A 21,736-nucleotide genomic window follows, 5' to 3' on the forward strand; every position below is an offset into this window, starting at 1 on the left:
CCGGCGCTCACAGGTCGCGGCGCTGCTCGGCCAACCACGCAAGCGCTCCCTGGGTCGTGGCCCACTGGTCGCGCATCAGGGCCCGGTACTGCCAGGCCTCGGCCTTGGTACCCGGCTCCGGCACCTCCAATGCAAGTGGCACCGGGCGCGGATTGTCGGCGCACATCATGGCGATCGCCTGGCTATTGAGCGCATGCACCGCACGCAGGGAATCCAGGGCCTCGTCGAGGCGTTCCAGGCGATACAGCGCCAGCACGCGCCCCATCAGCACGCCCAGTAGCGGCCCTTCGTCATTCGGCTCACGCTGGTAGCTCAGGGTCACGGCTTCTTCGTCGCGGCCCTCGCGCAGCAACTGGTCGAGCACCAGTTCGCGCAGGCCGAGGCTGTCCTGTTCGTCCAGTACCAGTAATCGCTCCGCCAGTTGGCGCGAGCGCCGGCGAGCGCCGCGCTCCATGCCGACCACCAGGGCCAGGCCGGTGCGCAGCAGCAGCGCATTGTCGGCCTCGTCCCAGGCGAAACGGCCACCCTCCTGCTCGAGCTGGCTGAGCCAACGCTCGAAGCGAATCGCCAACGGCTCGAAGAACGACTCGGCCATCCACGGCAGGCTGCCGAAGCGGCTGGCCAGCGCCATGGTCAGCGCCTGGACGACTTCGGGCGAATCCAGCCACTCGGGATGCGCGCAGACTTCACCCAGCCACTCGCCGGCATAGGGCCAGGGATCCTCCTTGAAACCCAAGGCGGCATCTTCATCCACCTCGACCTTGAAGGCCGATTGCCAGGCGGCGAACAGGGTATCCTCACGTGCGCTGGAGTGGTATTCCAGGCTGCCATCCTCGGCGTGGCGAAAGGTCAGGCGCGGTGCGCCGGACAGGGCCTCGAGCAATGCCTGAAGGCTGATCAGCGGTTCGGCCAGCGCTTCTTCGGAATTGACCATCTGCTCGGCGAGCGTGGCGCCGGGGTTGTCGGCCAGGTCGGCCAGAAATTGCAACTGGTCGGGATCGAGATCGCCCCGGCGCGCCAGCCGGCGGAACCAGAAGCGCGCCCGCTCGCCGGCTTCATCCGGGTGCCCTTCATGCAGCAACAGCATGGCCTCGATGTAGGCCAGCGTCGGCGAATCGGGCAACGTCTGCTGGGCGCGCACGAAGGCTTCGCGAGCGCTAGCCAGATCGTCGCTGTCGAGATGCATCAGGCACAGCCGTTCGAGCGCCACGCCGCGCAGAAACAGCGGTCCCTGGTCGAGAATCGCATCGAGCAATGCGGCCTTCTTGCGATGGAAGCCGCGCTCCTGGTAGATATCGATCAGCAATTCGAAGGCAGGCTCGGCCTGCTCCGGCAACCCGCTCCAGTCGGCAGCGTCGAACAGGGTCTCGAGGATTTGCTGGGCACGACCGCGCTGGCCACTCTCAGCCGCGATCAACCCAGCCTCGAGCAGCGACTGGGCGGGCGCCCGACCGCTGTCCAGTGCCGCTTTCAGGGTGTCGCCCTTCCATTCGCGTAGCGACAGCATCCACATCAGGTGCTCCGGTACCGGCCCCGGCAAGGTGACATCGCCACAACAATGTTTGGTCTTGCGCCCCGAATCGCACCAGCAGGGCTCGTTACGCCCCGGCCGCGCCAGGGGTTCGCAGGCGAAATCCAATCGCTCGAGCGGTGTCTGGTTCCATAACTCCGGCGCCAGCGCCTGGGCCAGCGCCAGGTTGCCGCCCAAGCGTCGGGCGCCCTCGCCACGCGCCCAAGCCATCAATGACGGGTAATGTTCATCGTCGCGGATCGCCGCCAGCGCGCCGCCAGCATAGCCCAGCAGCTGTTCCACCCACATCGCCAGCATCGCCACCCTCCCGCGTAAAAATCGCAACAGTCTAACATGCCGGCCCGATCACGCTCATCACATCTAGCGCAGCGCTTATGGCAAATGCTAGGTTACGACCTTGGCTAATGCCCAAGCCCTACCGCGTAAGGACCAACGACTTGCGACTGCCGTTTCTCCGCCCATCCACGACCACCGCCGAAACACCCCAGATTCGTCTGGAGCGCGAAGGGCGCGACGAGATTCGCCGCATCACCTCGGCGGTGGAAAAGGTGCCGTGGTCGGTCAACCTGCTGCAGATCCTGTGGACCGCCGGCCCGGTCACGCTGCTCGGCGCCTGGGGCGGTTATCTGCTCGGCTACGGCAAGGCACCCACCGCCGAGAACTATGTCTTTTTCATCTCCTATACGGTGATTACCGGCGCGGCGGGGATCATCGCCAATCTCGTCTATAACCTCACTGGCGGGCGCCGGGCGGAAAAGACCGCCGGCAAGATCGAGCGCGTCATCAAGAGCCTGCCCGAGCTGCTACTGGTGACGCGCAATCTGATCGTCGAGAGCCTGGAGGGCGATGCCCGGCGCCGCGAGGCCGCCGCCATGTTGCTGCGCAAGCAGGATCTATCGCCGGAAGGGGTCGAACTGGCCGCCATCGAATTGCTCGACGATCGTGATAGCGCGCGGATTCTCGCCCAGATCGATATCTATCGGCGCGTCGGCCTGCATGCGCGCATCCGCGACCTGATCGCACTGTATGGCGAAACCTTCGAGCCCCAGTTCGCCGAGTTGGCCGAACTGGCACCCAATGCCACTGCCCTGCTGCGCGAACGCTTCGAGGGTCAGGCGCCCAACCTGCGGCGTGGCGTAACCCGCGATGACAACTTCATCGAGCGTATTCTGGCCGCCATCGGCCAGAACGATGAATTGCTGATGACGCTACAGGACGTCGAGGAGATGCTGATCCTCGCCTTCGAGCTGATCAGCGGGCGCAAGATTCCCATGCTGACCTTCGAATACAAGGGTCGCTGGCGGCTGGCGCGAGCCTTCGATAGCCTCGAGGAAGCCCGCGCTCGCCACCGCATTGCCCAGGCCACCGGGTTGTCACGACTCAAGGCGTTGACCGCCTATCTTGCCGAGCAATCGGGCACCTTGGTCGAGGACGCCGCCGCCGGACTGCGCGCCGAGGTATTGCTCGAGCGCTCGCAGCAGGCCATGGACGCGCTCGCCGAGCAGACTCAGCATCTCGCCCAGGCCGTCGCCGCCGGCCAGAGTGACCGCCGTGGCGCGCTGCGCCGCAAGGCCGATCTGCTGAGCAATGCCATTCGACTCTACAAGGCCGCTTACAGCGCTTACGAGCAAGTCGGCCGCAGCCACGCCCAACTGCTCAAGATGTCGCAGCGCTGGGAAGCCATCAGCACCGACCTGAGCGATGAAAGCACAAGCCTGCGCCTCGGCCCTGGCCGTCGTGGCCTGCGTATCCGCGAGCATGTGATCGCGCTCGACGATGCCGCCAAGGCCGAGGTCTGCAAGCATTTGGCCAAACACCTCGCAACCGGCACCAGCGAGGAGCGGCATCTTCAGCACCATCAGCAACTCGAGCGCGACTCCCTGCTGACCGTCGGCGTCGATGCCGCCAAACGCCTGGCCATCGAAATCGCCCTGGCGCTGGAGCCGCATATTCAGCTCTCGCGACCCGAGGTCCAACGTGCCATCAATAGCTCGAATGCCGCCGACTTCGGCCAGATCGAACCCAACCTGTCGGCGGCGGCGAAGGCCGCGCTCGGCGCGGCGATGGTCAAGGAAATCGACGTCGATCTATCGCGTACCGCCGAATCACTAGCCCTGGCGCTGGTCCGCCACTATCGCGTCGAACTCGATCCCGCCGCCAAGGCGTTTCTCATCGATCAGTACGCGGCCCGCGAAGCCACCCTCAATATGCTTTCCAATTACCTGGCGAGCCATTCGCGCGGCGACACACGCAATGTCAGCTATTTGAGCCAGCGGCCACCCGCCGTCGGCGCGCCGCCGCGTGACTGGTATCGGGCGTTGGTCCAGGCACGCCGCGCGCTGAATTGATTGGCATCAGCGACCGATACTGTAAAAATACCCAGACCCAAAATCGGAACACTCCTTCATGCGCCTGATCATCGCCGAGAAACCCAGCCTAGCCCGGGCCATTGCCGATGCCCTGCCCGGCAGCGTGAGCCGTGAAGAAGGCGCACTGCGCGTCGGCGATACACGGGTCAGTTGGTGCCTCGGCCATCTGCTGGAACAGGCCGCCCCGGACGTCTACGATCCGCGCTATAAGCAGTGGCGTCTCGATCATCTGCCGATCGTCCCCGAGCGCTGGCGACTCACGCCCCGCCCCAAGGCACGCGGCCAGCTCAAGGTGCTGCGTGCCCTGTTCAAACAGGCAAGCGAGGTGGTACATGCCGGCGACCCGGATCGCGAGGGGCAATTGCTGGTCCAGGAGGTCATCGAGCATCTGGGCTGGCGCGGTCCGGTGTCGCGGCTGTTGATCAGCGATCTCAACCGCCCGGCGGTACACAAGGCCCTCGCGCAGATGCAGGATAACGCCGTTTATCAGACGCTATATCACGCCGCCGAAGCGCGTGCCCGCGCCGATTGGCTGTATGGCATCAACCTGTCACGCGCCTGGACGCTGACCGGCCGCCAGGCCGGGCATGACGGTGTGCTCTCGGTGGGGCGAGTGCAAACCCCGGTGCTGGGGCTGGTGGTACGCCGCGACCTCGATATCGCCCGCTTCGTGCCGCGCCCTTTTCATGTGCTATGGGCGGATTTCCAGGTTGCCCAGGGTATCGTGCGCGGCTGGTGGCAGCCCGGCGAGACGCATCCGCTGGACGATCAGGGGCGCCTGATGAAGCGCCAGCCTGCTGTTGATCTGGCCGCGCGACTGCCCGGCGCCGAAGGCCGGCTGACAAGCCTCGAGGCGCAAGACAAACGCCAGGCCGCCCCATTGCCGTATTCGCTGTCGGCGCTGCAGGTCGATGCCTCGCGGCGCTACAAGCTCTCGGCCAAGGTTGTGCTCGATATCTGCCAGTCGCTGTACGAACGCCACCGCCTGATCACCTATCCACGTTCCGATTGCCGCTACCTGCCCCAGGCGCATTGGGCCGAGGCCCGCGCGACGCTGGGCAATGCCTGCGCCAATGATCCGACGCTCGAGGAGTGGCTCGCCGATGCCGACTTCTCGCTGCGCTCCAAGGCCTGGAACGACAAGCAGGTCGGCGCTCACCATGCCTTGGCTCCCAGCGGCGCGACACCCGACTTCAGCCGTTTGTCGACTAGCGAAGCGAATATATTCCGATTGATTGCCCGCAACGTACTCGCCCAGTTCTACCCGGCGCTGCAAACCCGCGACGTCAAGGCGCAGTTCACGGTGCTCGACGAGCGCTTTCATGCCCAGGGTCGCGAGATTCTCGTCGCCGGCTGGAAGCCGCTGTTCGCCAGCCGTGACGACGCGCCGCCGTTGCCACCGCTGAGTGAAGGCGAAGCCGCCCGAGTCATCGACCAGGCGGTGGAGGACAAAGAGACACGCCCGCCGGAGCCGTTCACCGACGCCAGCCTGATCAAGGCGATGATGAACGTCGCTCGCTACGTCGAAGACCCAGCGGTCAAGCGCACCCTGCGCGATACCGACGGCCTGGGCACCGAGGCCACCCGCGCCAACATCATCGAAACGCTGCTCGATCGTCGCTATCTGGTACGCCAGGCAAGCGCCCTGCGTGCCACCCACACCGGTCAGGCGCTGATCGCGGCACTACCCGAGCCCGCCACCCGCCCCGAACGCACGGCGCTCTGGGAGCAACGGCTACGCGCTATCGCCGAAGGCAACGATCAGGCCGCGCCGTTTCTCGATGCCTTGATCGTCGATTTGCGCACGCTGCTGGCCAGCGCCGATGCCGAGCGCATGCGTCAGGCATTGGGCAGCGCCGAAGGATTCGAGGCCGCGCCCAAGCGGCGCGCTAACAAGAGTGGGGGCAAACGCAAGACGACACGCCGTCGCACCTCGGCATCGACCGCCAGGCGCGGTAGCTCGGGCTCATGATGTCGGGCGGCGACTGGCTGATCCTCGGCTCCGGCGCCCTGGGTCGTTTGCTGGCCACGCGACTAAGCGGGCAAGTGCCGATCGCGCTGGTCGGAAGAAAGGCCAGCACCCAACCACTGTCGTTGACGACGCCCGAAGGGGAAACCCTGGCCCACAAGGTGGCACGGATCACCACGAACCAGGCGCCAGCCCAACTCGGCGTGATTCATTTGACCACCAAGGCTTATGCCGCCGAGGCGGCACTCGATGAGCTCGCCGTCTGCATCGCTGATGAGACGCCGCTGGTGCTATGGCAAAACGGTTATCAAGTGCAGGAACCGCTAACGCGACGCTGGCCCGGCCCGGTACTCTGCGCAACGACAACCGAAGGCGCCTATACCCAAGGCGACGACGGCGTGGTACATGCCGGTCATGGCCACACCTTTATCGGTCATCTCGATGGTTGCCACCAGGATCTCGCCGCACGGATCGCCAGCCGCCTCACCAGCGCCGGTTTGAGCGCCGAGCCGTGCAGCAACATTCGCCAGCGGCTAGGGCATAAGCTCGCGATCAACGCGGCGATCAACCCACTCGTCGCACGCTTTCGCATTCGCAACGGCCAACTGCGCGACCGCCCTTTTCGGCCGATGGTCGACGCGGTCATCGCGGAAGTCACCGCCATCATGCACGCCGAAGGCATCGAAGCGCCTGAGAGCGGCTGGTCGGCAATGATCTGGAAGGTGATCGAAGGCACGGCCAGCAACCGCGCCTCGATGCTACAGGACGTACTCGCCAATCGACCCACCGAACGCGACGCCATCCTCGGCCCGCTGCTCGATGCGGCCATGCGCCACGGGCTCGATGTGCCGGTGCTGACGGCGCTGTATCGGGAAACGCCGGGGTAAGCTAGAAGCTAGAAGCTAGAAGCTAGAAGCTAGAAGCTAGAAGCTAGAAGCTAAGAATGATCTTGCCCCTAGGGTTTTTCTTCAAGGCGCGTAGCGCCGTTCTTCCAGCTTCCAGCCGCGTAGCGGCGCTCTTACAGCTTATAGCTGTCATTATCCCGTGTTACGTAGGCCGGCGGAGATCCCCGCCATGGTCACCATCAATGCCCGTGACAGCGCCGGGCTGATCGCCCCATCGGCATCGCGGTTACGCTGCAACAGCTCGGCCTGCAAGCCATGCAGCGGGTCGATATACGGATTGCGCACGTCGATGGCCTGGCGAATCAGCGGCGTTTTCTCGAGCAGCTCATGCTGATCGAGAATCTCCAGCAGGCTGCTTTCCAGGTGCTGTAGCCGCTCACGCAGTTGTTTACCGAGTGCCTTCAGCGAAGGCTCGTCGACCAGGCGATGCTCGTAGTAAGCGGCGATATCGACATCGGCCTTGGCCAGCAGCATCTCGAGCATGTCGAGGTAAGTGCCGAAAAACGGCCACTTGTCGCGCATTTCGCGTAGCCGCTCCAGGCCACCTTCCTCTTCCATGCGCGTGGCGAAGGCCTCGCCGCTGCCCAGCCAGGCCGGCAGCATCAGACGGGTCTGCGTCCAGGCGAATATCCATGGAATGGCGCGCAACGATTCGACGCCGCCTTCCTGGCGGCGCTTGGCGGGGCGTGATCCCAGTGGCAAGCGCCCCAGCGCGCCTTCCGGCGTCACCGCGCGAAAGTACGGCACGAAGTCCGGCGTCTCGCGTACCACGGTGACATAGGCGCTATGCCCGATATCGGCCAGACGATCCATTTCCTCGCGCCATTCGGGCTCCGGCGTGGGCGGCGGCAACAGCGTGGCCTCGAGCACCGCGCAGGCGTAGATTTCCATCGAACGCAGGGCGATATCCGGCTGACCGAACTTGAAACGGATCATCTCGCCCTGCTCGGTGACGCGCAGGCTGCCGTTCACCGAGCCCGGCGGCTGCGACAGAATCGCCGCGTGTGCCGGGCCACCACCACGCCCGACGGTGCCGCCCCGACCGTGAAACAGGGTCAGGCTGACGCCGTGGCGCTCACAGACTTCGACCAGGGTTTCCTGGGCACGATACTGCGCCCAGGCGGCGGCCAGTTGACCGGCATCCTTGGCGGAATCGGAATAGCCGATCATCACTTCCTGGCGATCGCCCGCCAAACGCCGATACCCCGGCAACGACAGCAACCGATCGATCGCTTCGCCGGATCGGTTGAGGTCGTCGAGCGTCTCGAACAGCGGCGCGATCGGCAGGCGAACGTCGCCACCGACTTCCTTCATCAGCAGCGCCACCGCCAACACATCGGAAGGCTGCCCGGCCATCGAGATGATATAGGTGCCCAACGCTTCGCGGTGCTCGCCGGCGATGGTACGAAACGTATCGAGAACCTCGCGAGTCTCGACGGAACATTCCCAACGCCGGGGAATCAATGGACGCTGGGAGGCCAATTCCTCGAGCAGAAACTCCTGACGCCGGGATTCATCCCACTCGTGATAGTGGCCCAGCCCCAGATACGCGGTGAGTTCGTCGAACACCTGACTATGACGGCTGGATTCCTGGCGGATATCGAGCTTGGTCAGCGTCACGCCGAACACTGCGACGCGGCGCAGTGTATCGAGTAGCACGCCGTTGGCGATGCCGTCGAGGCCGACGTCGCACAGCGAGCGATAACAGGCCAGCAGCGGCGCATAGAGTTGATCGCGGGTCTCGATGATCGGTCCGCCATCGTAGGACTTGCCATCCAGGCAGGCCTTGGCCCAGTCCCGCGTGGATTCGACGCGTGTCACCAGTCGCTTGAGCAACGCACGATAAGGCTCGGGCTCGTCACCGACGTCGGCTTTCAAGGCGCTATTGGCCTTCCACATCGACAGCTCGACCTTGAGTTGCTCGAGATCGCGCAGGTAGAGATCGGCGGCCATCCAGCGCCCCAGCAGCAACACCTCGCGGGTGACCTTGGCGGTAACGTTGGGATTGCCGTCACGATCGCCGCCCATCCACGAGGCGAAACGCAGCGGCGCGGCATCCAGCGGCAGTCGCTCGCCCGCAGCATCGAGCAGCAGGCTGTCGAGATCGCGGTGAAAATCGGGCACCGCCTGCCACAGCGAGTTCTCGATGACCGCGAAACCCCACTTGGCTTCGTCCACCGGGGTAGGCCGCTCGTGGCGAATCTCGTCGGTATGCCAGGCCTGGCTGATCAACTCCTGCAAACGACCATGCGCACGCGCAGCCTTTTCGGGGTAATCGACGGCGCCTTCCATGGCGGTCAGGCAATCGTCGATGGCGTCGTATTTCTGAATCAGCGTGCGGCGGATGACCTCGGTAGGATGCGCGGTGAGCACCAGTTCGACGCGCATGTTGGCCAGGGTCTCGACCAGTTGACGCGATTTGTGGCCGGTTTCGCGGATACGCTCGAACAGCTCGCCGAGCGCCGGCTGCGAGCCGGGCTTGTAATCTTCGACGCGGCGAAAACGCGCGCGGTAGTGTTGCTCGGCGATATTCGCCAGGTTGAGAAACTGGTTGAAGGCGCGGGTCACCGGTAGCAGGTCCTGATCCGGCAGGCCGCGCAGATAATTGATCAGTTCGCGTTGGGAGGCGCTACCATCCTGGCGACCGGTCTTGGCAAAGCCGCGGATCGTCTCGATCTTGTCGACGAAGCCGTCGCCCAGGTCGTCGGCGATAGTGCGGCCCAGGCTATCGCCCAATACCCGAACGTTGTCGCGCAGCGATTCGTGTAGGTCATGACTCATCAGACTCTCCTAGGCGTTATCTCGTTCGAGGCGTTTGGCAATATTCCAATGGCCGTCCATCTCTTCCAGGCTAGTCGCATCGGGCGTTCGTCCCTGCTCGGCCAGGGCGCGCTCGACATGCGTAAAGCGCCGTTCGAACTTGGCGTTAGTGGCGCGCAGCACCTGTTCGGGGTCGGCCTTGAGCCGGCGTGCCAGATTGACCACCGCGAACAGCAGATCGCCGACCTCTTCGCGGGCGTGTTCGCTATCGCCGGCATCCAACGCTTCTTCGACCTCGTCGAGCTCTTCACGAATCTTGGCCAGCACGCCGCGCGTATCGGGCCAGTCGAAACCCACCGAAGACGCCCGCTTGGTCAGCTTGGCCGCCCGCGCCAATGCCGGCAGCGTGCGCGGAATATCGGCGAGTATCGATGTCGCTTCGCGGGCGCTGCGCTCCTCGGCCTTGAGACTCTCCCAGCGCGTATTGACTTGAGCCGTCTCGACATCGGCGGCGCTCACGCCCTGGCGTCGCGAGGCCAGCGTGCCGTCGGGAAAAACATGCGGATGCCGGTCGATCATCTTGGCGGTCAGCGTATCGACCACGTCATGGAAATCGAAACGCCCCTCCTCACGGCCGAACTGACTGTAATAGACCACCTGAAACAGCAGGTCGCCGAGCTCGCCGGGCAGCTCATCGAAGGCGCGCCGTTCGATGGCGTCGGCCACTTCATAGGCTTCTTCGATGGTGTGCGGCACGATGCTGTCCCAATCCTGCTTGACGTCCCACGGACAACCCTGCTCGGTGTCGCGCAGTACCGCCATCAACGTCAGAAGATCGTCGAGGGTGTGACGTGTCGCGTGATTCATCCCTGTGCTCCGCTCTTTTTATCACTAGCGTGTTTACCACTGAATCTGGCGCCGCTGCGCAGTCGCTTGACGTCGATGACGTTGGGCAATTGCTGGATACGCGAGAAAACCCGCCCTAGCGATTCCAGACCGTCGACTTCGAGTGTGATCTTCAAGCGCGCGACGTTGTCGTCCCGGTCGGTAGCCGTATTCACCGACAGTACATTGACGCGATCGTTGCTGAGCACGTGCGTTACGTCGCGCAGCAGTCCCGAACGATCCCAGGCCTCGATCTCGACATCCACCGGGTATTGCGTCCGCGCTTGCGTGCCCCACTCCACGTCGACGATGCGTCCGGGTTCATCGGCGCGTAGCTGCAAAACATTAGGGCAATCCTGGCGATGGATGGTCACGCCGCGCCCTTGGGTGATGTAACCGATGATCTGCTCGCCGGGCACCGGGTGGCAGCAATTGGCCATGCTGGTCTTGAGATTGCCGACCCCCAGCACGGTGATACCCGCTCCCGGCGCCTTGCCGACATTGCGCTTGGGCTTGGTCAACAGGCGGTCGAGTTGTTCCTCGTCATCGGTATCGCCGAACAATTGCTGAGCCTGGTGCAGCACCTGGCCGATGCGCAGGTCATTGGCGCCGATGGCCGCGTACATGTCATCGGGGCTCTGGTAGTTGACCGCCTTGGCCAGCGTAGGCAGATCGAAACCTTCGAGGTCGAGACGACGGAACTCCTTCTCGAACAGCGCACGACCCTCTTCGAGATTGCGGTCACGCGCCTGATACTTGAACCAGGCCTGAATCTTGGAACGCGCCCGCGAGGTCTTGACGAAGCCCAGGTTAGGGTTGACCCAGTCGCGGCTCGGCCCACCCTTGGTGGCAGCAAGAATTTCGACTTGCTGGCCGGTCTTGAGCTGGTAGGTCAGCGGCACGATACGACCATCGACCTTGGCGCCCCGACAACGATGCCCAACCTCGGTATGCACGCGGTAGGCGAAATCGATGGGCGTGGCGATGCGCGGCAGGTCGATGACGTGGCCGTCGGGGGTGAACACGTAGATGCGATCCGGCGCTACGTCGTTGGACAACCCCTCCCTGATATCGCCGATGTCGCCGACTTCATCCTGCCACTCGAGCACCTGGCGCAACCAGGCGATCTTCTCCTCGTAGCCACGGCTCTTGCCGTTGACATCGTGACCCTTGTAGCGCCAATGCGCGCAGACCCCGAGTTCGGACTCCTCATGCATGGCGAAGGTGCGAATCTGAATCTCCAGCACCTTGCTCTCGGGGCCGACCAATGCCGTATGCAGCGACTGATAGCCGTTGCTCTTGGGATTGGCGATATAGTCGTCGAATTCGTTGGGCACATGGTGCCAGCGCGAGTGAACGACCCCCAGCGCGGTGTAGCAGTCGGCGACCGTAGGCACCAGAATGCGCACCGCGCGCACGTCATAGACCTGCGAGAAATTGATGTGCTTGCGCTTCATCTTGCGCCAGATCGAATAGATATGCTTGGCGCGGCCGTCGACGTCGTAGTGAGTGATGCCCTGCTGTTCGAGCAACCCCTCGAGGGTCGCAACCACCACCTGGATGTAGCGCTCGCGGTCGATGCGCTTCTCGGCGAGCAGCTCGGCGATGGCCTTGTAGTCGTCTTCGTGGAGATAGCGAAACGACAGATCCTCGAGCTCCCACTTGAGGTGGCCGACACCCAGCCGATGCGCCAGCGGCGCGTAGATATCGAAGACCTCACGGGCCACACGCAGGCGCTTGTCGCGCGGGGCGTCCTTGACCTGGCGCAGCGCGCAGGTGCGTTCGGCAATCTTGATCAACGCCACGCGCACGTCGTCGATCATCGTCACCAGCATCTTGCGCAGGTTGTCCTGCTGGTTGTGCTGGGACATGCCGTGACTGGGCGTCTGCTGCTGACTGATCGCGGCCATGTTGAGCACCCCATCGATCAGCCGCGCAACCTCAACGCCGAAGCGCTTTTCGACGCCTTCGACACTGATTCGCCCTTCGCGCACGGCGCGATAGAGCACCGCCGCCTCGAGGGTCTCCTGATCGAGCCTGAGCTCACCGAGGATATCGGCCATCTCCAGGCCGGTGCGAAAACTCGAATCATCCGCCAGCCAGGCGTTATGCGGTTTCTCGGCCCCGCGTGACAGGCGCTCGGCCAGCTCGCAGGCTGCGCGCATCTCATCGACATCACGCAGAGCGACATCGTCCTGCAGGCGTGCGAGCCATTGCTCGATATCGATCTCGCCCGTCTCGGTTATCGGTTGTTCTTCACGGACCTTGACCATGTCCTTGGGTTCCTCCCCTGCTAACCGCGCTCACGCTCGAACAGCAGCATGGATTCAAGATGGGCGGTCTGTACGAACATATCGGCGATAGCGGCATGCGTAATGCGATAGCCACCTTGCACGAGACATGCCGCATCCCGCGCCAGGGTCGCCGCATCGCAGGATACATACAGCACGCGCGGCGCCGTCCCCGCCCCGGTGCTCTCGGCCAGTGCGCGGCATACCGACTCGGCGCCGTCGCGGGGTGGATCGAGCACCACCAGATCGAACGGTTCGAGCAGCGGCGCGCGTGCCAGGTCGGCCTGGCGTGCCTGTATGTTGTGCAGATCGTTGCGCCTGGCATTGCTGGCCAGACGCTCGACCATTGCCTGACTGCCTTCCATGGCGACCACCTCGGCGACATGCGCTGCCAGCGCCAGCGTGAAATTGCCCACCCCGGCAAACAGATCCAATACCCGTTCGGCGCCAGTCAGCCGCAACCAATCGAGCGCGGTCGATACCAGCGCCTGATTGACCTCGGCATTGACCTGCAAGAAGTCGCCCGGAGCAAACTCCAGCGTTAGCTGTCGAGCCTCGCTCAACAGGGTATAGCGCAGCTCGGGCGCTCTTGAACAGCCGAGCCATCTCAGCGCGGGATTCTCGCGCCCCTCGAACAGCGCCAACCGGACGCCCTGTGCTTCGGCCCAGCCCTGCCAGGCGCGGGCATCTTCAGGGTTGGCGCGCAGTTGACGAACCACCACGGCGACGCCATCGTCGCCGTCGATGAGCTCGATATGGCCAACCTGGCGCGGCGCGGCCAACTCGCCGAGCCGTTGGCGCAGCGGTGCCAGCAGCGCGGCGAGTCGCGGCACCAGAATCGGGCACTCTTCGATATCGATCAGATGGTGACTACCGCGCGCGCGAAATCCCAGATGCGCTTGCCCCTTTGCATCGACCTTGACACCGAGCCGCGCGCGGCGCCGATAACCCCACGCCGAACCGGCCAGTATCGATGGCGGCGAGGCCAGCGCCACGCCCTGGCGGGCCAACTGATCGATCAGCACCTCACGCTTGTGGCGACGCTGACCCTCCAGCGCCAAGTGCTGCAAATCGCAGCCACCACAGTGAGTATAGTGAACACAGGCAGGCGTGACCCGCTCGGGCGAGGTTTGCAGCCATTCGCGGACGTGTGCTTCATCGAAACGCTTGCGGCTACGGTGCACGGCAACGCTGACCCGCTCGCCGGGTAGCGCCTGATCGACGAACAGCGTCTTGCCGGCGGCGTCGCGCGCTACGCCACGTCCATCGTGCGCCAGACGCAGAATCGACAGGCCCGCTCGCTCGTCACGCTCGTCCTCGGCACCGTTGTTGGCGGAAAGGGAACGCCGCGACGGCGTCCGCTCGGGACGCCGCTTGCCCAGCATGGCCATCTTAAACTCCGGGGGCGAACAGGCCGGTGGACAGGTAACGATCGCCCCGATCGCAGACGATGAACGCGATCACCGCGTTCTCGACCCGCTCGGCGACGCGCAATGCCCCGGCCAAGGCACCGCCCGACGAAACGCCGGCCAGGATGCCCTCTTCCCTGGCCAGCCGGCGCATATGCTCCTCGGCTTCGTGCTGGCCGATATCGAGTACGCTGTCGACACGCGACGCATCGAAGATACTCGGCAAGTAGGCCTCAGGCCAACGGCGGATACCGGCGATGCTTGCGCCGTCCTCGGGTTGCAGGCCGACGATCTGCACCTGGGGATTGCGCTCCTTGAGATAGCGCGACACGCCCATGATGGTGCCCGTGGTGCCCATCGAACTGACGAAATGGGTGATGGTGCCGTCGGTCTGCCGCCACAGCTCGGGGCCGGTGGTCCGGTAATGCGACAATGGATTGTCGGGATTGGCGAACTGGTTGAGTGGCTTGCCCTCGCCCCGGTCGATCATCGACTGGGCAAGATCGCGGGCGCCCTCCATGCCTTGTTGTTTGGTCACGGTTATCAGTTCGGCACCATAGGCGGCCATGGCGTGTTTGCGCTCGCTCGAGGCGCTGTCGGGCATGATCAGCACCATTCGATAGCCCTTGATGGCGGCGGCCATGGCCAGCGCAATGCCGGTGTTACCCGAGGTCGCTTCGATCAGCGTATCGCCAGGTACGATTTCACCGCGCGCCTCGGCTTCACCGATCATCGACAGCGCCGGGCGATCCTTGACCGATCCGGCCGGGTTATTGCCTTCCAGCTTGGCCAACAAGGTATTGTTGCGCCCGGCGTCGATGCGTTGCAGGCGAGCCAACGGCGTGTTGCCGACCATGTCTTCGAGGGTGGGAAATTGCATGAGACCTTTCCTTACTGGCCCGACGCCCCACTCGCAGGCGTCGAATGAAATGACCGATGCGTCGCAGAGTTAATCCCGCATTATATCCTCGCCGACCCTTACTGGACAGGTGAGCCCCCCTGCTGTGGCATACTGGCACTCTCGATCATCGTCGCCGGACGTCGCCATGTCGTTGAAGTTTCGCCTGTTTCCCCTATTACTGGGCACGCCGCTCATGCTGCTGTCGATCGGTGCCATCTATCTGCTGGCACAGGCACAGGCAAACCATGTCTTGGCGTGGCCGGTCATCGCGCTACTGCTGTCGGTACTGGTGGCATTGGTAGTGACATACACCGCACAGCGGCGCCTGTTCATGGCACTGGAGGCGCAACGGCAAGCGCTTCTCCGCTTCGCCAGCGGTGATTATGGCTACCGCCCGGATGATCGAGCGCCCCGCGAGCTCGTCGCGTTCTCCAACGCGATGGATGCGCTCGGCAGGCATCTGCAGCACGCCCGCGAGAATACCCGGCAACAGATCGAGTGGACCACGCGAGAGTTGCAGGAATCGATGGAAACCATCGAGGTCAAGAACGTCGAACTGGACATGGCACGCCGCCGGGCATTGCAGGGCAACCGCAGCAAGTCGGAATTTCTCGCCAACATGAGCCATGAGATTCGCACACCGCTGAATGGCATCATTGGCTTTTGTCGTTTATTGGGTCGCAGCCATCTGGATAGTCGTCAGCGCGAGTGGCTGAGCCACGTCGAAACGGCATCGAACAACCTGTTGACGCTGATCAATGGCATTCTCGATGTTTCCAAGATCGAAGCCGGCAAGCTCGAACTGGAATCGGTCACCCTCGACATGGTGACACTGGTCGATGAAGTGCTGGTATTGCTGGCGCCCACCTCGCAGCAGAAGGGGCTACAACTGCTGGGGCTGGTCTACGACGATGTGCCCGCCGAACTGCTTGGCGATCCACTGCGCATCAAGCAGGTGCTGACCAATCTCGTGCATAACGCGATCAAGTTCACCGAGCGTGGCGATGTGATCGTCAGAGTGTTCGTCATCGACACCCAGGACGGTGAAACGACGCTGCGCGTCAAGGTCAGCGATACTGGCATCGGCCTTTCTCCCGAGGTACAAAAGCAGCTATTCCAGCCTTTCAATCAGGGCTCCGCCAACCGCTCGCGTCAATACGGCGGGTCGGGGCTGGGGCTGACGATCTGCAAACAGCTAGTGGAGCAGATGGGCGGCGAGATCAGCGTCGTAAGCCAGGCCGGACAGGGCGCCACCTTCAGCTTTACCTTGCCGCTGCTCGGCCCGACACCTCCCGGTGAACGCACGGCGGAACTGCAACTACCCGAACCAGGCATTGCGCTCTGTGAACGCCACAAACCAACGCGCCAGGCACTCAGCCACCTACTCGACAACTGGGGAGCACAGGTGCGAATCGTCGACGAGAAACAGCTTGGCGAGGGCTTCCCCTCGCCTCCCGAGCTGCTGATCGTCGCCCTCGATAACGACGACCTGCAGCCATCCGCGCTGGCACGCTGGGGCCTTCATCTGGCCAGCCTGAGCTGCCCGATCGTGGTCCTGGTCAACGGCAACTCCTACGATCTCGACGATTCGATGCTGCCAGGCGCCAGTGAGATTCTTTACAAGCCGGTCACCCGCGCCCAGTTGGCCCGCACGGTAAGGCAGCAGTTGGAGGGTAACGACGAGCCGGCCGCGCGGAAAGCCGCGACCCAGTCACACCCAGGCGATCGGCCCCGCGTACTGGTGGTCGACGATGTCGCCTCCAATCGGCTACTGATCGGTGAGTTACTGGCACGCCAAGGCATTGCGTCAGTGCTGGCCGAAAGCGGCGAGCAAGCATTGGCGCTGGCCGACGACGAGGCCGTCGACCTGGTCATGATGGACATTCGCATGCCCGGCATGAGCGGGGTCGAAACCTTGCGCCGGCTACGCCGTTTAGATGGCGCCTGGGCCCACTGCCCGATCGTCGCGCTCACCGCTCATGCGCTCGAGGACGAGGCGCGGGCGCTGCTCGATGCAGGCATGCAGCAGGTACTCACCAAGCCAATCGACGAGCATGACCTGGCACGAGTGCTGGAGGATTATCTTGGCCTGCCTTCAGCCGAGGCGATCTACCGGGCGGACGACCTGCCGGTTGTCGATAGGCTATTGGGGCAGGCCACGGCCGGTGGTTCCGCGAGCTTGGCCAATGATGTGCTCGCGCTGCTATTGGATGGCCTCGACAACAGCGAAGCCGCGATTCGCCAGGCCCGTGCCGGCGGCGATCCAGGCGCCCTGCTCGATGCAGTGCATCATCTCAACGGCGCCTGTCGTTACTGTGGCGTTCCTCAACTGACCATGCTCGTCGACACACTGGAGACCCGCCTGCGAACACAGGAAAGCGGCAATATCGATGCAATGCTCGAGGCTATTTTCGACGCCATTCAGCGCCTACGTGACTGGTCGGACGAGCGCGATCAATCGCAGCAACCACCTGCCTCGTCATGATCATGCTCGTCGAGTGACGCCACGAAACCGGCTTCCTGGCCAGCGATGATCAACCGCTTCATCTCGGCCACCGCCTCCTTTAGCCCCACGAACAGCGCACGAGCGACGATTGCATGGCCGATGTTGAGTTCATGCAGGCCGGGAATCGCGGCGATGGCCTCGACATTGTGATAATGCAGGCCATGGCCGGCGTTGACGATCAGCCCCAGTTCGCCGGCCAGTTCGGCGGCGGCGGCAATCCGGGCATGTTCGATCCGCGCCGCTTCACCATGCGCCTCGGCGTAAGCGCCGGTATGCAGTTCGACGACTGACGCGCCGGCCTTGCCGGCCGCACGAATCTGCTCGGGGTCGGGGTCGACGAATAACGATACCTCACAGCCGGCAGCGGCCAGCCGCCGGCAAGCGCCGGCGATAGCCTCGTGCCCAGCAACCACATCGAGCCCACCCTCGGTGGTCAGTTCCTCGCGCTTCTCCGGCACCAGGCAGACATGCGCCGGGCGCAGTTCCTCGGCGATCGCGATCATTTCCTCGGTAACCGCCATTTCGAAATTCATGCGCGTATTGAGCACCTCGGCCAGCAGGCGCACGTCACGCTCCTGAATATGCCGGCGATCCTCGCGCAGGTGCACGGTGATACCATCGGCTCCGGCTTCCTCGGCAAGCAGCGCCGCCTGGATCGGGTCCGGGTAGCGGGTGCCGCGAAGCTGGCGCAGGGTGGCGACATGATCGATGTTGACGCCGAGCAGAATTCGAGGAGGATGCATGGCTTTCTCTTGGGTAGGGGGAATCAGAAGATAGAGTAAAGACGGAAGACGGAAGACGGAAGACGGAAGACGGAAGACCAGGGTATCGGCTTTTCTTCCCTCTTCAAGTGGCGAAGTCACGTCTTACTTCTCCGGGCGCAGCTCGGTGCGGCGGCGGGCCGCCAATCGCTGCATCAATTGCCGTGAACGCAGCGGAGCCGTTCCCAGCAGTGGCGCCAGCGCCGCGCGTGACAGCGACTTGGCGACCCCGGCTAGCCCCGGCTGCGTCCAATCGCCCTGGGCCAGCAAGCGCAAGGTTCGCCCGTCCACGCCCTGCCCCTGGGGCGCCAGCGTAAAGCGTCGGTTCTCGGCACGATAGACATAGCGTCCCTGGGGGTCCAACTCGCGCTCGTCGGCATCGAGAAAGATCGGTTCGGCATCCAGCGCCTCGAGCACCGCCACTTCCAGGCGCCGCAGCGCCGATGCGCGACGCTCGGGATTGGGCAACGCATCGAACAGCGCGGTGTAGAACGCGAAAACCTCGCCAACCGGTAACAAGGGCGGCAGCACCCGAGTCAGTAACTCATTGGCGTACAGGCCGCACAACAAGCCCTCGCCGGCCAGCAGCGCCGCCGAGCCGCTCGACTCCATCAGTCGTAGACGCTTGAGCTCAGCCGTGCCGATCCAGGTCACATGTAGCGGCGCAAAAGGCTGCAACCGCGCACGCGACTTGCTACCGGCACGCTGCACGCCCTGCGCCACGGCGCTCACCCTGCCATGATCCAGGGTGATCAGCTCGACCAACGCGCTGGTCTCGCGATAGGGGCGCTTATGCAGCAGATAGGCCGGCTGGGGTTGCATGCTCAATCCAGGTCGTAGCCCAGGCTCTTCAGTGCGCGCTCATCGTCGGACCAGCCGCGCTTGACCTTGACCCACAAGTTGAGCATGACCTTGGCGCCGAAGGCCTTTTCCATGTCGAGCCGCGCTTCGCGACCGATGTTCTTGATGCGCTCGCCGTTTTCACCGATTAGAATTTTCTTCTGACCCTGGCGCTCGACCAGCATCAGCGCACTGATATGCACGATACGCCCCTCGTCGCGAAACTCCTCGATCTCGACGGTCATCTGGTACGGCAATTCGTCACCCAGTTGCCGCGTGACCTTCTCGCGTACCAGCTCGGCGGCCAGGAAGCGCTGGCTGCGGTCGGTGATCTGGTCATCGGGAAAGTAATGAATGCTTTGCGGCAGATGCTTGGCCACCTCGGCTTCCAGCTCGGCCACGTTGGTGCCGTTCTTGGCCGAGATCGGCAGGATAGCGGCAAACTCGCGTTTATCTTGCAGCGCGGCCAGCCAGGGCAACAGTCCGGCCTTGTCCTCGATTCGATCGACCTTATTCACCGCCAGGATGACCGGCGCCTTGACGTGGGTAAGCTTTTCCAGCACTACGTCGTCTTCCTCGGTCCAGCGGCTACGATCGACGAGAAACACCACGCAGTCGACATCGCGCAACGCCTGGCTGGCGGCCTGGTTCATGAAGCGATTGATCGCCTTGTTGCGATCCTTGCCCATGATATGCATGCCCGGCGTATCGACGTAGATGAACTGGGCATCATTCTCGGTCTTGATGCCCTGCACCTGATGCCGAGTGGTCTGCGGGCGCCGCGAGGTGATCGAAATCTTCTGGCCGAGAATACGATTCATCAGCGTCGACTTGCCGACATTGGGCCGCCCGACGATGGCGACGAAACCGCACGTCTGACTCATCAACGCTCTCCTCGTGGCTCGAGCAGCGCCAGCGCCTGCTCGGCGGCTTGCTGCTCGGCATGACGACGGCTGGCACCGACGCCGATGGTGTGCTCATTGATCATTTCCACATGGCACTCCACGGTAAACGTCTGGTCATGGGCCTCGCCCTCGACGGCGACCACCGCATAGCGCGGCAGCGGCGCCTGGCGAGATTGTAGAAATTCCTGAAGCCGGGTCTTGGGGTCCTTCTGGGTATCCTGAAGATCGATCGCTTCCAGGCGAGTGCCATACCATGACAGCACGCGCGCCTTGACCGCATCCATGCCCGCATCCAGGTAGATGGCGCCGATCACCGCCTCGACCCCGTCGGCGAGAATCGAATCGCGCCGATAGCCGCCACTCTTCATTTCTCCCGAGCCGAGGCGTAGATGCTCGCCGAGTGAGAATTCACGCCCCAGCTCCGCCAAGGTCTGGCCCTTGACCAGCCGCGCGCGTAGCCGCGAAAGCTGGCCCTCGCGCGCCTGCGGAAAGCGCTGAAAGAGCGCCTCGCCGATCACGAAGTTGACGATGGAATCGCCGAGAAACTCCAGGCGCTCGTTATTATCGCCACCGTAGCTGCGGTGGGTTAGTGCCAGTTCCAGCAGGCTCGGATCGCGGAATGAATGGCCGATCCGACGGCTGAAGGCGGTTTGCGTGGTACTCACGAATCTCCTGCTCTTGATAGGGAATCACTGTATACATGCCTACGCGGGCTCGGCGCCCCCAACGAATTACTTCGTTGCGCGGTACCCGAAGACTCACCTAACCTCATGTTATGTCTCGTCTTCTGTGTTCCGTGCGTCTCGTAACGTAGCGACGCCCGCATCATTTCGCTCGGCTATTTATTCAGCAATCCCATAGGTCTTGAGGGCGCTTCAAGCCCAAATATAGTCAATCGATCAGGCGTACCGAAGTGAAACTCGGCAGCCCGCCTTCCCAGTGCATCCACACCGCGAAAGCCTGGCCGACGATGTTCTCTTTCGGCACGAATCCCCAGTAGCGGCTGTCGTTGGAATGATCGCGGTTGTCGCCCATCATGAAATAATGGCCTTCCGGCACCACCACCTCGCGCATATAGGGGCCGGGGTCGTTCGGGCTGTTGTAGATGGTGTGGGCTTCGCCATCGAAAACCTCGCGAAACTTCGCCTCGCCCGGCGCCGTTTCCGGGTTGGCGTCGATCAACTCCTTGGGCACCGGCTCGCCGTTGATGTAGAGCTGCTTGCCCTCGTAACGGATATGATCGCCAGGCAGGCCGATCACTCGTTTGATGAAGTTGACCGAAGGTTCCTGCGGAAAACGGAAAACCATCACGTCGCCGCGCTCGGGTTTGCCGAAATCGACGATTTCGGTATCGATCACCGGCAGGCGTAACCCGTAAGTGAATTTGTTGACCAGAATGAAGTCACCGACTTCCAGGGTCGGACGCATCGATCCCGAGGGGATCTGGAACGGCTCGACCAGAAAGCTGCGCAGCAGCAGTACGACCAGCAATACCGGAAAGAACGAGCGCGCATAATCGACCGGCCAGGGCTCTTTGGACAGCTTGTGGCGCGCATCGTGACCCAGCGTGGAACCCGCGCCAGCCTCGGCCGTCGCGACCCTGGCCCGCCGATTACGCCGCCACCAGATGACATCGAGCAGCCAGATCAATCCCGTGACGGCGACGGCCACCACCAGCAGAAGCGAAAAATCCATGCGTAGGGT

General features: G+C 63.5%; 15 protein-coding genes. 4 read left to right on the forward strand and 11 right to left on the reverse strand.

Annotated features, from left to right (window positions below):
- Window positions 1-7: 7 nt before the first annotated feature.
- Window positions 8-1,828 (reverse strand): SEC-C domain-containing protein, encoded by a 1,821-nt coding sequence (locus tag BLR92_RS11700; protein ID WP_089728753.1) that lies wholly within the window; start codon window positions 1,826-1,828, stop codon window positions 8-10.
- 107 nt (window positions 1,829-1,935) lie between these two features.
- Between BLR92_RS11700 and BLR92_RS11705 the strand changes: the two genes are divergently transcribed.
- The 3 genes from BLR92_RS11705 to BLR92_RS11715 are packed head-to-tail and all read left to right on the forward strand — an operon-like array spanning window position 1,936 to window position 6,756.
- Window positions 1,936-3,879 carry a hypothetical protein gene (locus BLR92_RS11705; RefSeq protein WP_245704188.1) on the forward strand — a complete coding sequence of 648 codons (1,944 nt, stop codon included), beginning with the start codon at window positions 1,936-1,938 and terminating at the stop codon, window positions 3,877-3,879.
- A 58-nt stretch (window positions 3,880-3,937) separates the two neighbouring features.
- Entirely contained in the window at window positions 3,938-5,872 is a 1,935-nt protein-coding gene (locus BLR92_RS11710) for a DNA topoisomerase III (protein ID WP_089728755.1), read from the forward strand.
- Entirely contained in the window at window positions 5,869-6,756 is an 888-nt protein-coding gene (locus BLR92_RS11715) for a ketopantoate reductase family protein (RefSeq protein WP_340148220.1), read from the forward strand. The genes BLR92_RS11710 and BLR92_RS11715 overlap by 4 nt, the downstream gene beginning before the upstream one ends.
- Window positions 6,757-6,906: 150 nt before the next feature.
- Here BLR92_RS11715 and ppc read toward each other — a convergent pair whose 3' ends face one another.
- The 5 genes from ppc to cysM are packed head-to-tail and all read right to left on the reverse strand — an operon-like array spanning window position 6,907 to window position 14,999.
- On the reverse strand, window positions 6,907-9,555 hold the full coding sequence (ppc, locus tag BLR92_RS11720; RefSeq protein WP_089728757.1) for a phosphoenolpyruvate carboxylase: 2,649 nt from the start codon (window positions 9,553-9,555) through the stop codon (window positions 6,907-6,909).
- 9 nt (window positions 9,556-9,564) lie between these two features.
- A complete protein-coding gene (gene mazG, locus BLR92_RS11725; RefSeq protein ID WP_089728759.1) occupies window positions 9,565-10,401 on the reverse strand; it encodes a nucleoside triphosphate pyrophosphohydrolase in 837 nt (278 codons plus the stop codon).
- On the reverse strand, window positions 10,398-12,692 hold the full coding sequence (relA, locus tag BLR92_RS11730) for a GTP diphosphokinase (RefSeq protein ID WP_089728761.1): 2,295 nt from the start codon (window positions 12,690-12,692) through the stop codon (window positions 10,398-10,400). Before relA ends, mazG begins: the two co-directional genes overlap by 4 nt.
- A gap of 20 nt (window positions 12,693-12,712) precedes the next feature.
- Window positions 12,713-14,101 carry a 23S rRNA (uracil(1939)-C(5))-methyltransferase RlmD gene (rlmD, locus tag BLR92_RS11735; RefSeq protein WP_089728763.1) on the reverse strand — a complete coding sequence of 463 codons (1,389 nt, stop codon included), beginning with the start codon at window positions 14,099-14,101 and terminating at the stop codon, window positions 12,713-12,715.
- Window position 14,102: 1 nt separating this feature from the next.
- The gene (cysM, locus tag BLR92_RS11740; protein WP_089728764.1) at window positions 14,103-14,999 is read right to left on the reverse strand and encodes a cysteine synthase CysM; all 897 of its coding nucleotides are present in this window, start codon (window positions 14,997-14,999) and stop codon (window positions 14,103-14,105) included.
- Between the two features lie 166 nt (window positions 15,000-15,165).
- Between cysM and BLR92_RS11745 the strand changes: the two genes are divergently transcribed.
- Window positions 15,166-17,505 (forward strand): ATP-binding protein, encoded by a 2,340-nt coding sequence (locus BLR92_RS11745; protein WP_089728766.1) that lies wholly within the window; start codon window positions 15,166-15,168, stop codon window positions 17,503-17,505.
- Here the strand turns inward: BLR92_RS11745 and pdxJ are convergent.
- From pdxJ to lepB, 5 genes are all read right to left on the reverse strand, one after another.
- Window positions 17,475-18,269, reverse strand: a complete 795-nt coding sequence (gene pdxJ, locus BLR92_RS11750) for a pyridoxine 5'-phosphate synthase (protein ID WP_089728768.1) — start codon at window positions 18,267-18,269, stop codon at window positions 17,475-17,477. The two genes, BLR92_RS11745 and pdxJ, sit on opposite strands and share 31 nt — an antisense overlap.
- Before the next feature lie 123 nt (window positions 18,270-18,392).
- Window positions 18,393-19,109 carry a DNA repair protein RecO gene (gene recO / locus BLR92_RS11755; protein ID WP_089728770.1) on the reverse strand — a complete coding sequence of 239 codons (717 nt, stop codon included), beginning with the start codon at window positions 19,107-19,109 and terminating at the stop codon, window positions 18,393-18,395.
- Between the two features lie 2 nt (window positions 19,110-19,111).
- The gene (gene era / locus BLR92_RS11760; protein ID WP_089728772.1) at window positions 19,112-20,011 is read right to left on the reverse strand and encodes a GTPase Era; all 900 of its coding nucleotides are present in this window, start codon (window positions 20,009-20,011) and stop codon (window positions 19,112-19,114) included.
- On the reverse strand, window positions 20,011-20,697 hold the full coding sequence (gene rnc / locus BLR92_RS11765) for a ribonuclease III (RefSeq protein WP_089728774.1): 687 nt from the start codon (window positions 20,695-20,697) through the stop codon (window positions 20,011-20,013). Before rnc ends, era begins: the two co-directional genes overlap by 1 nt.
- Before the next feature lie 226 nt (window positions 20,698-20,923).
- Window positions 20,924-21,727 (reverse strand): signal peptidase I, encoded by an 804-nt coding sequence (gene lepB, locus BLR92_RS11770; protein WP_089728776.1) that lies wholly within the window; start codon window positions 21,725-21,727, stop codon window positions 20,924-20,926.
- Window positions 21,728-21,736: the final 9 nt, after the last annotated feature.

The organism is Modicisalibacter muralis (assembly GCF_900102945.1).
Taxonomy (GTDB): Bacteria; Pseudomonadota; Gammaproteobacteria; order Pseudomonadales; family Halomonadaceae; genus Modicisalibacter; species Modicisalibacter muralis.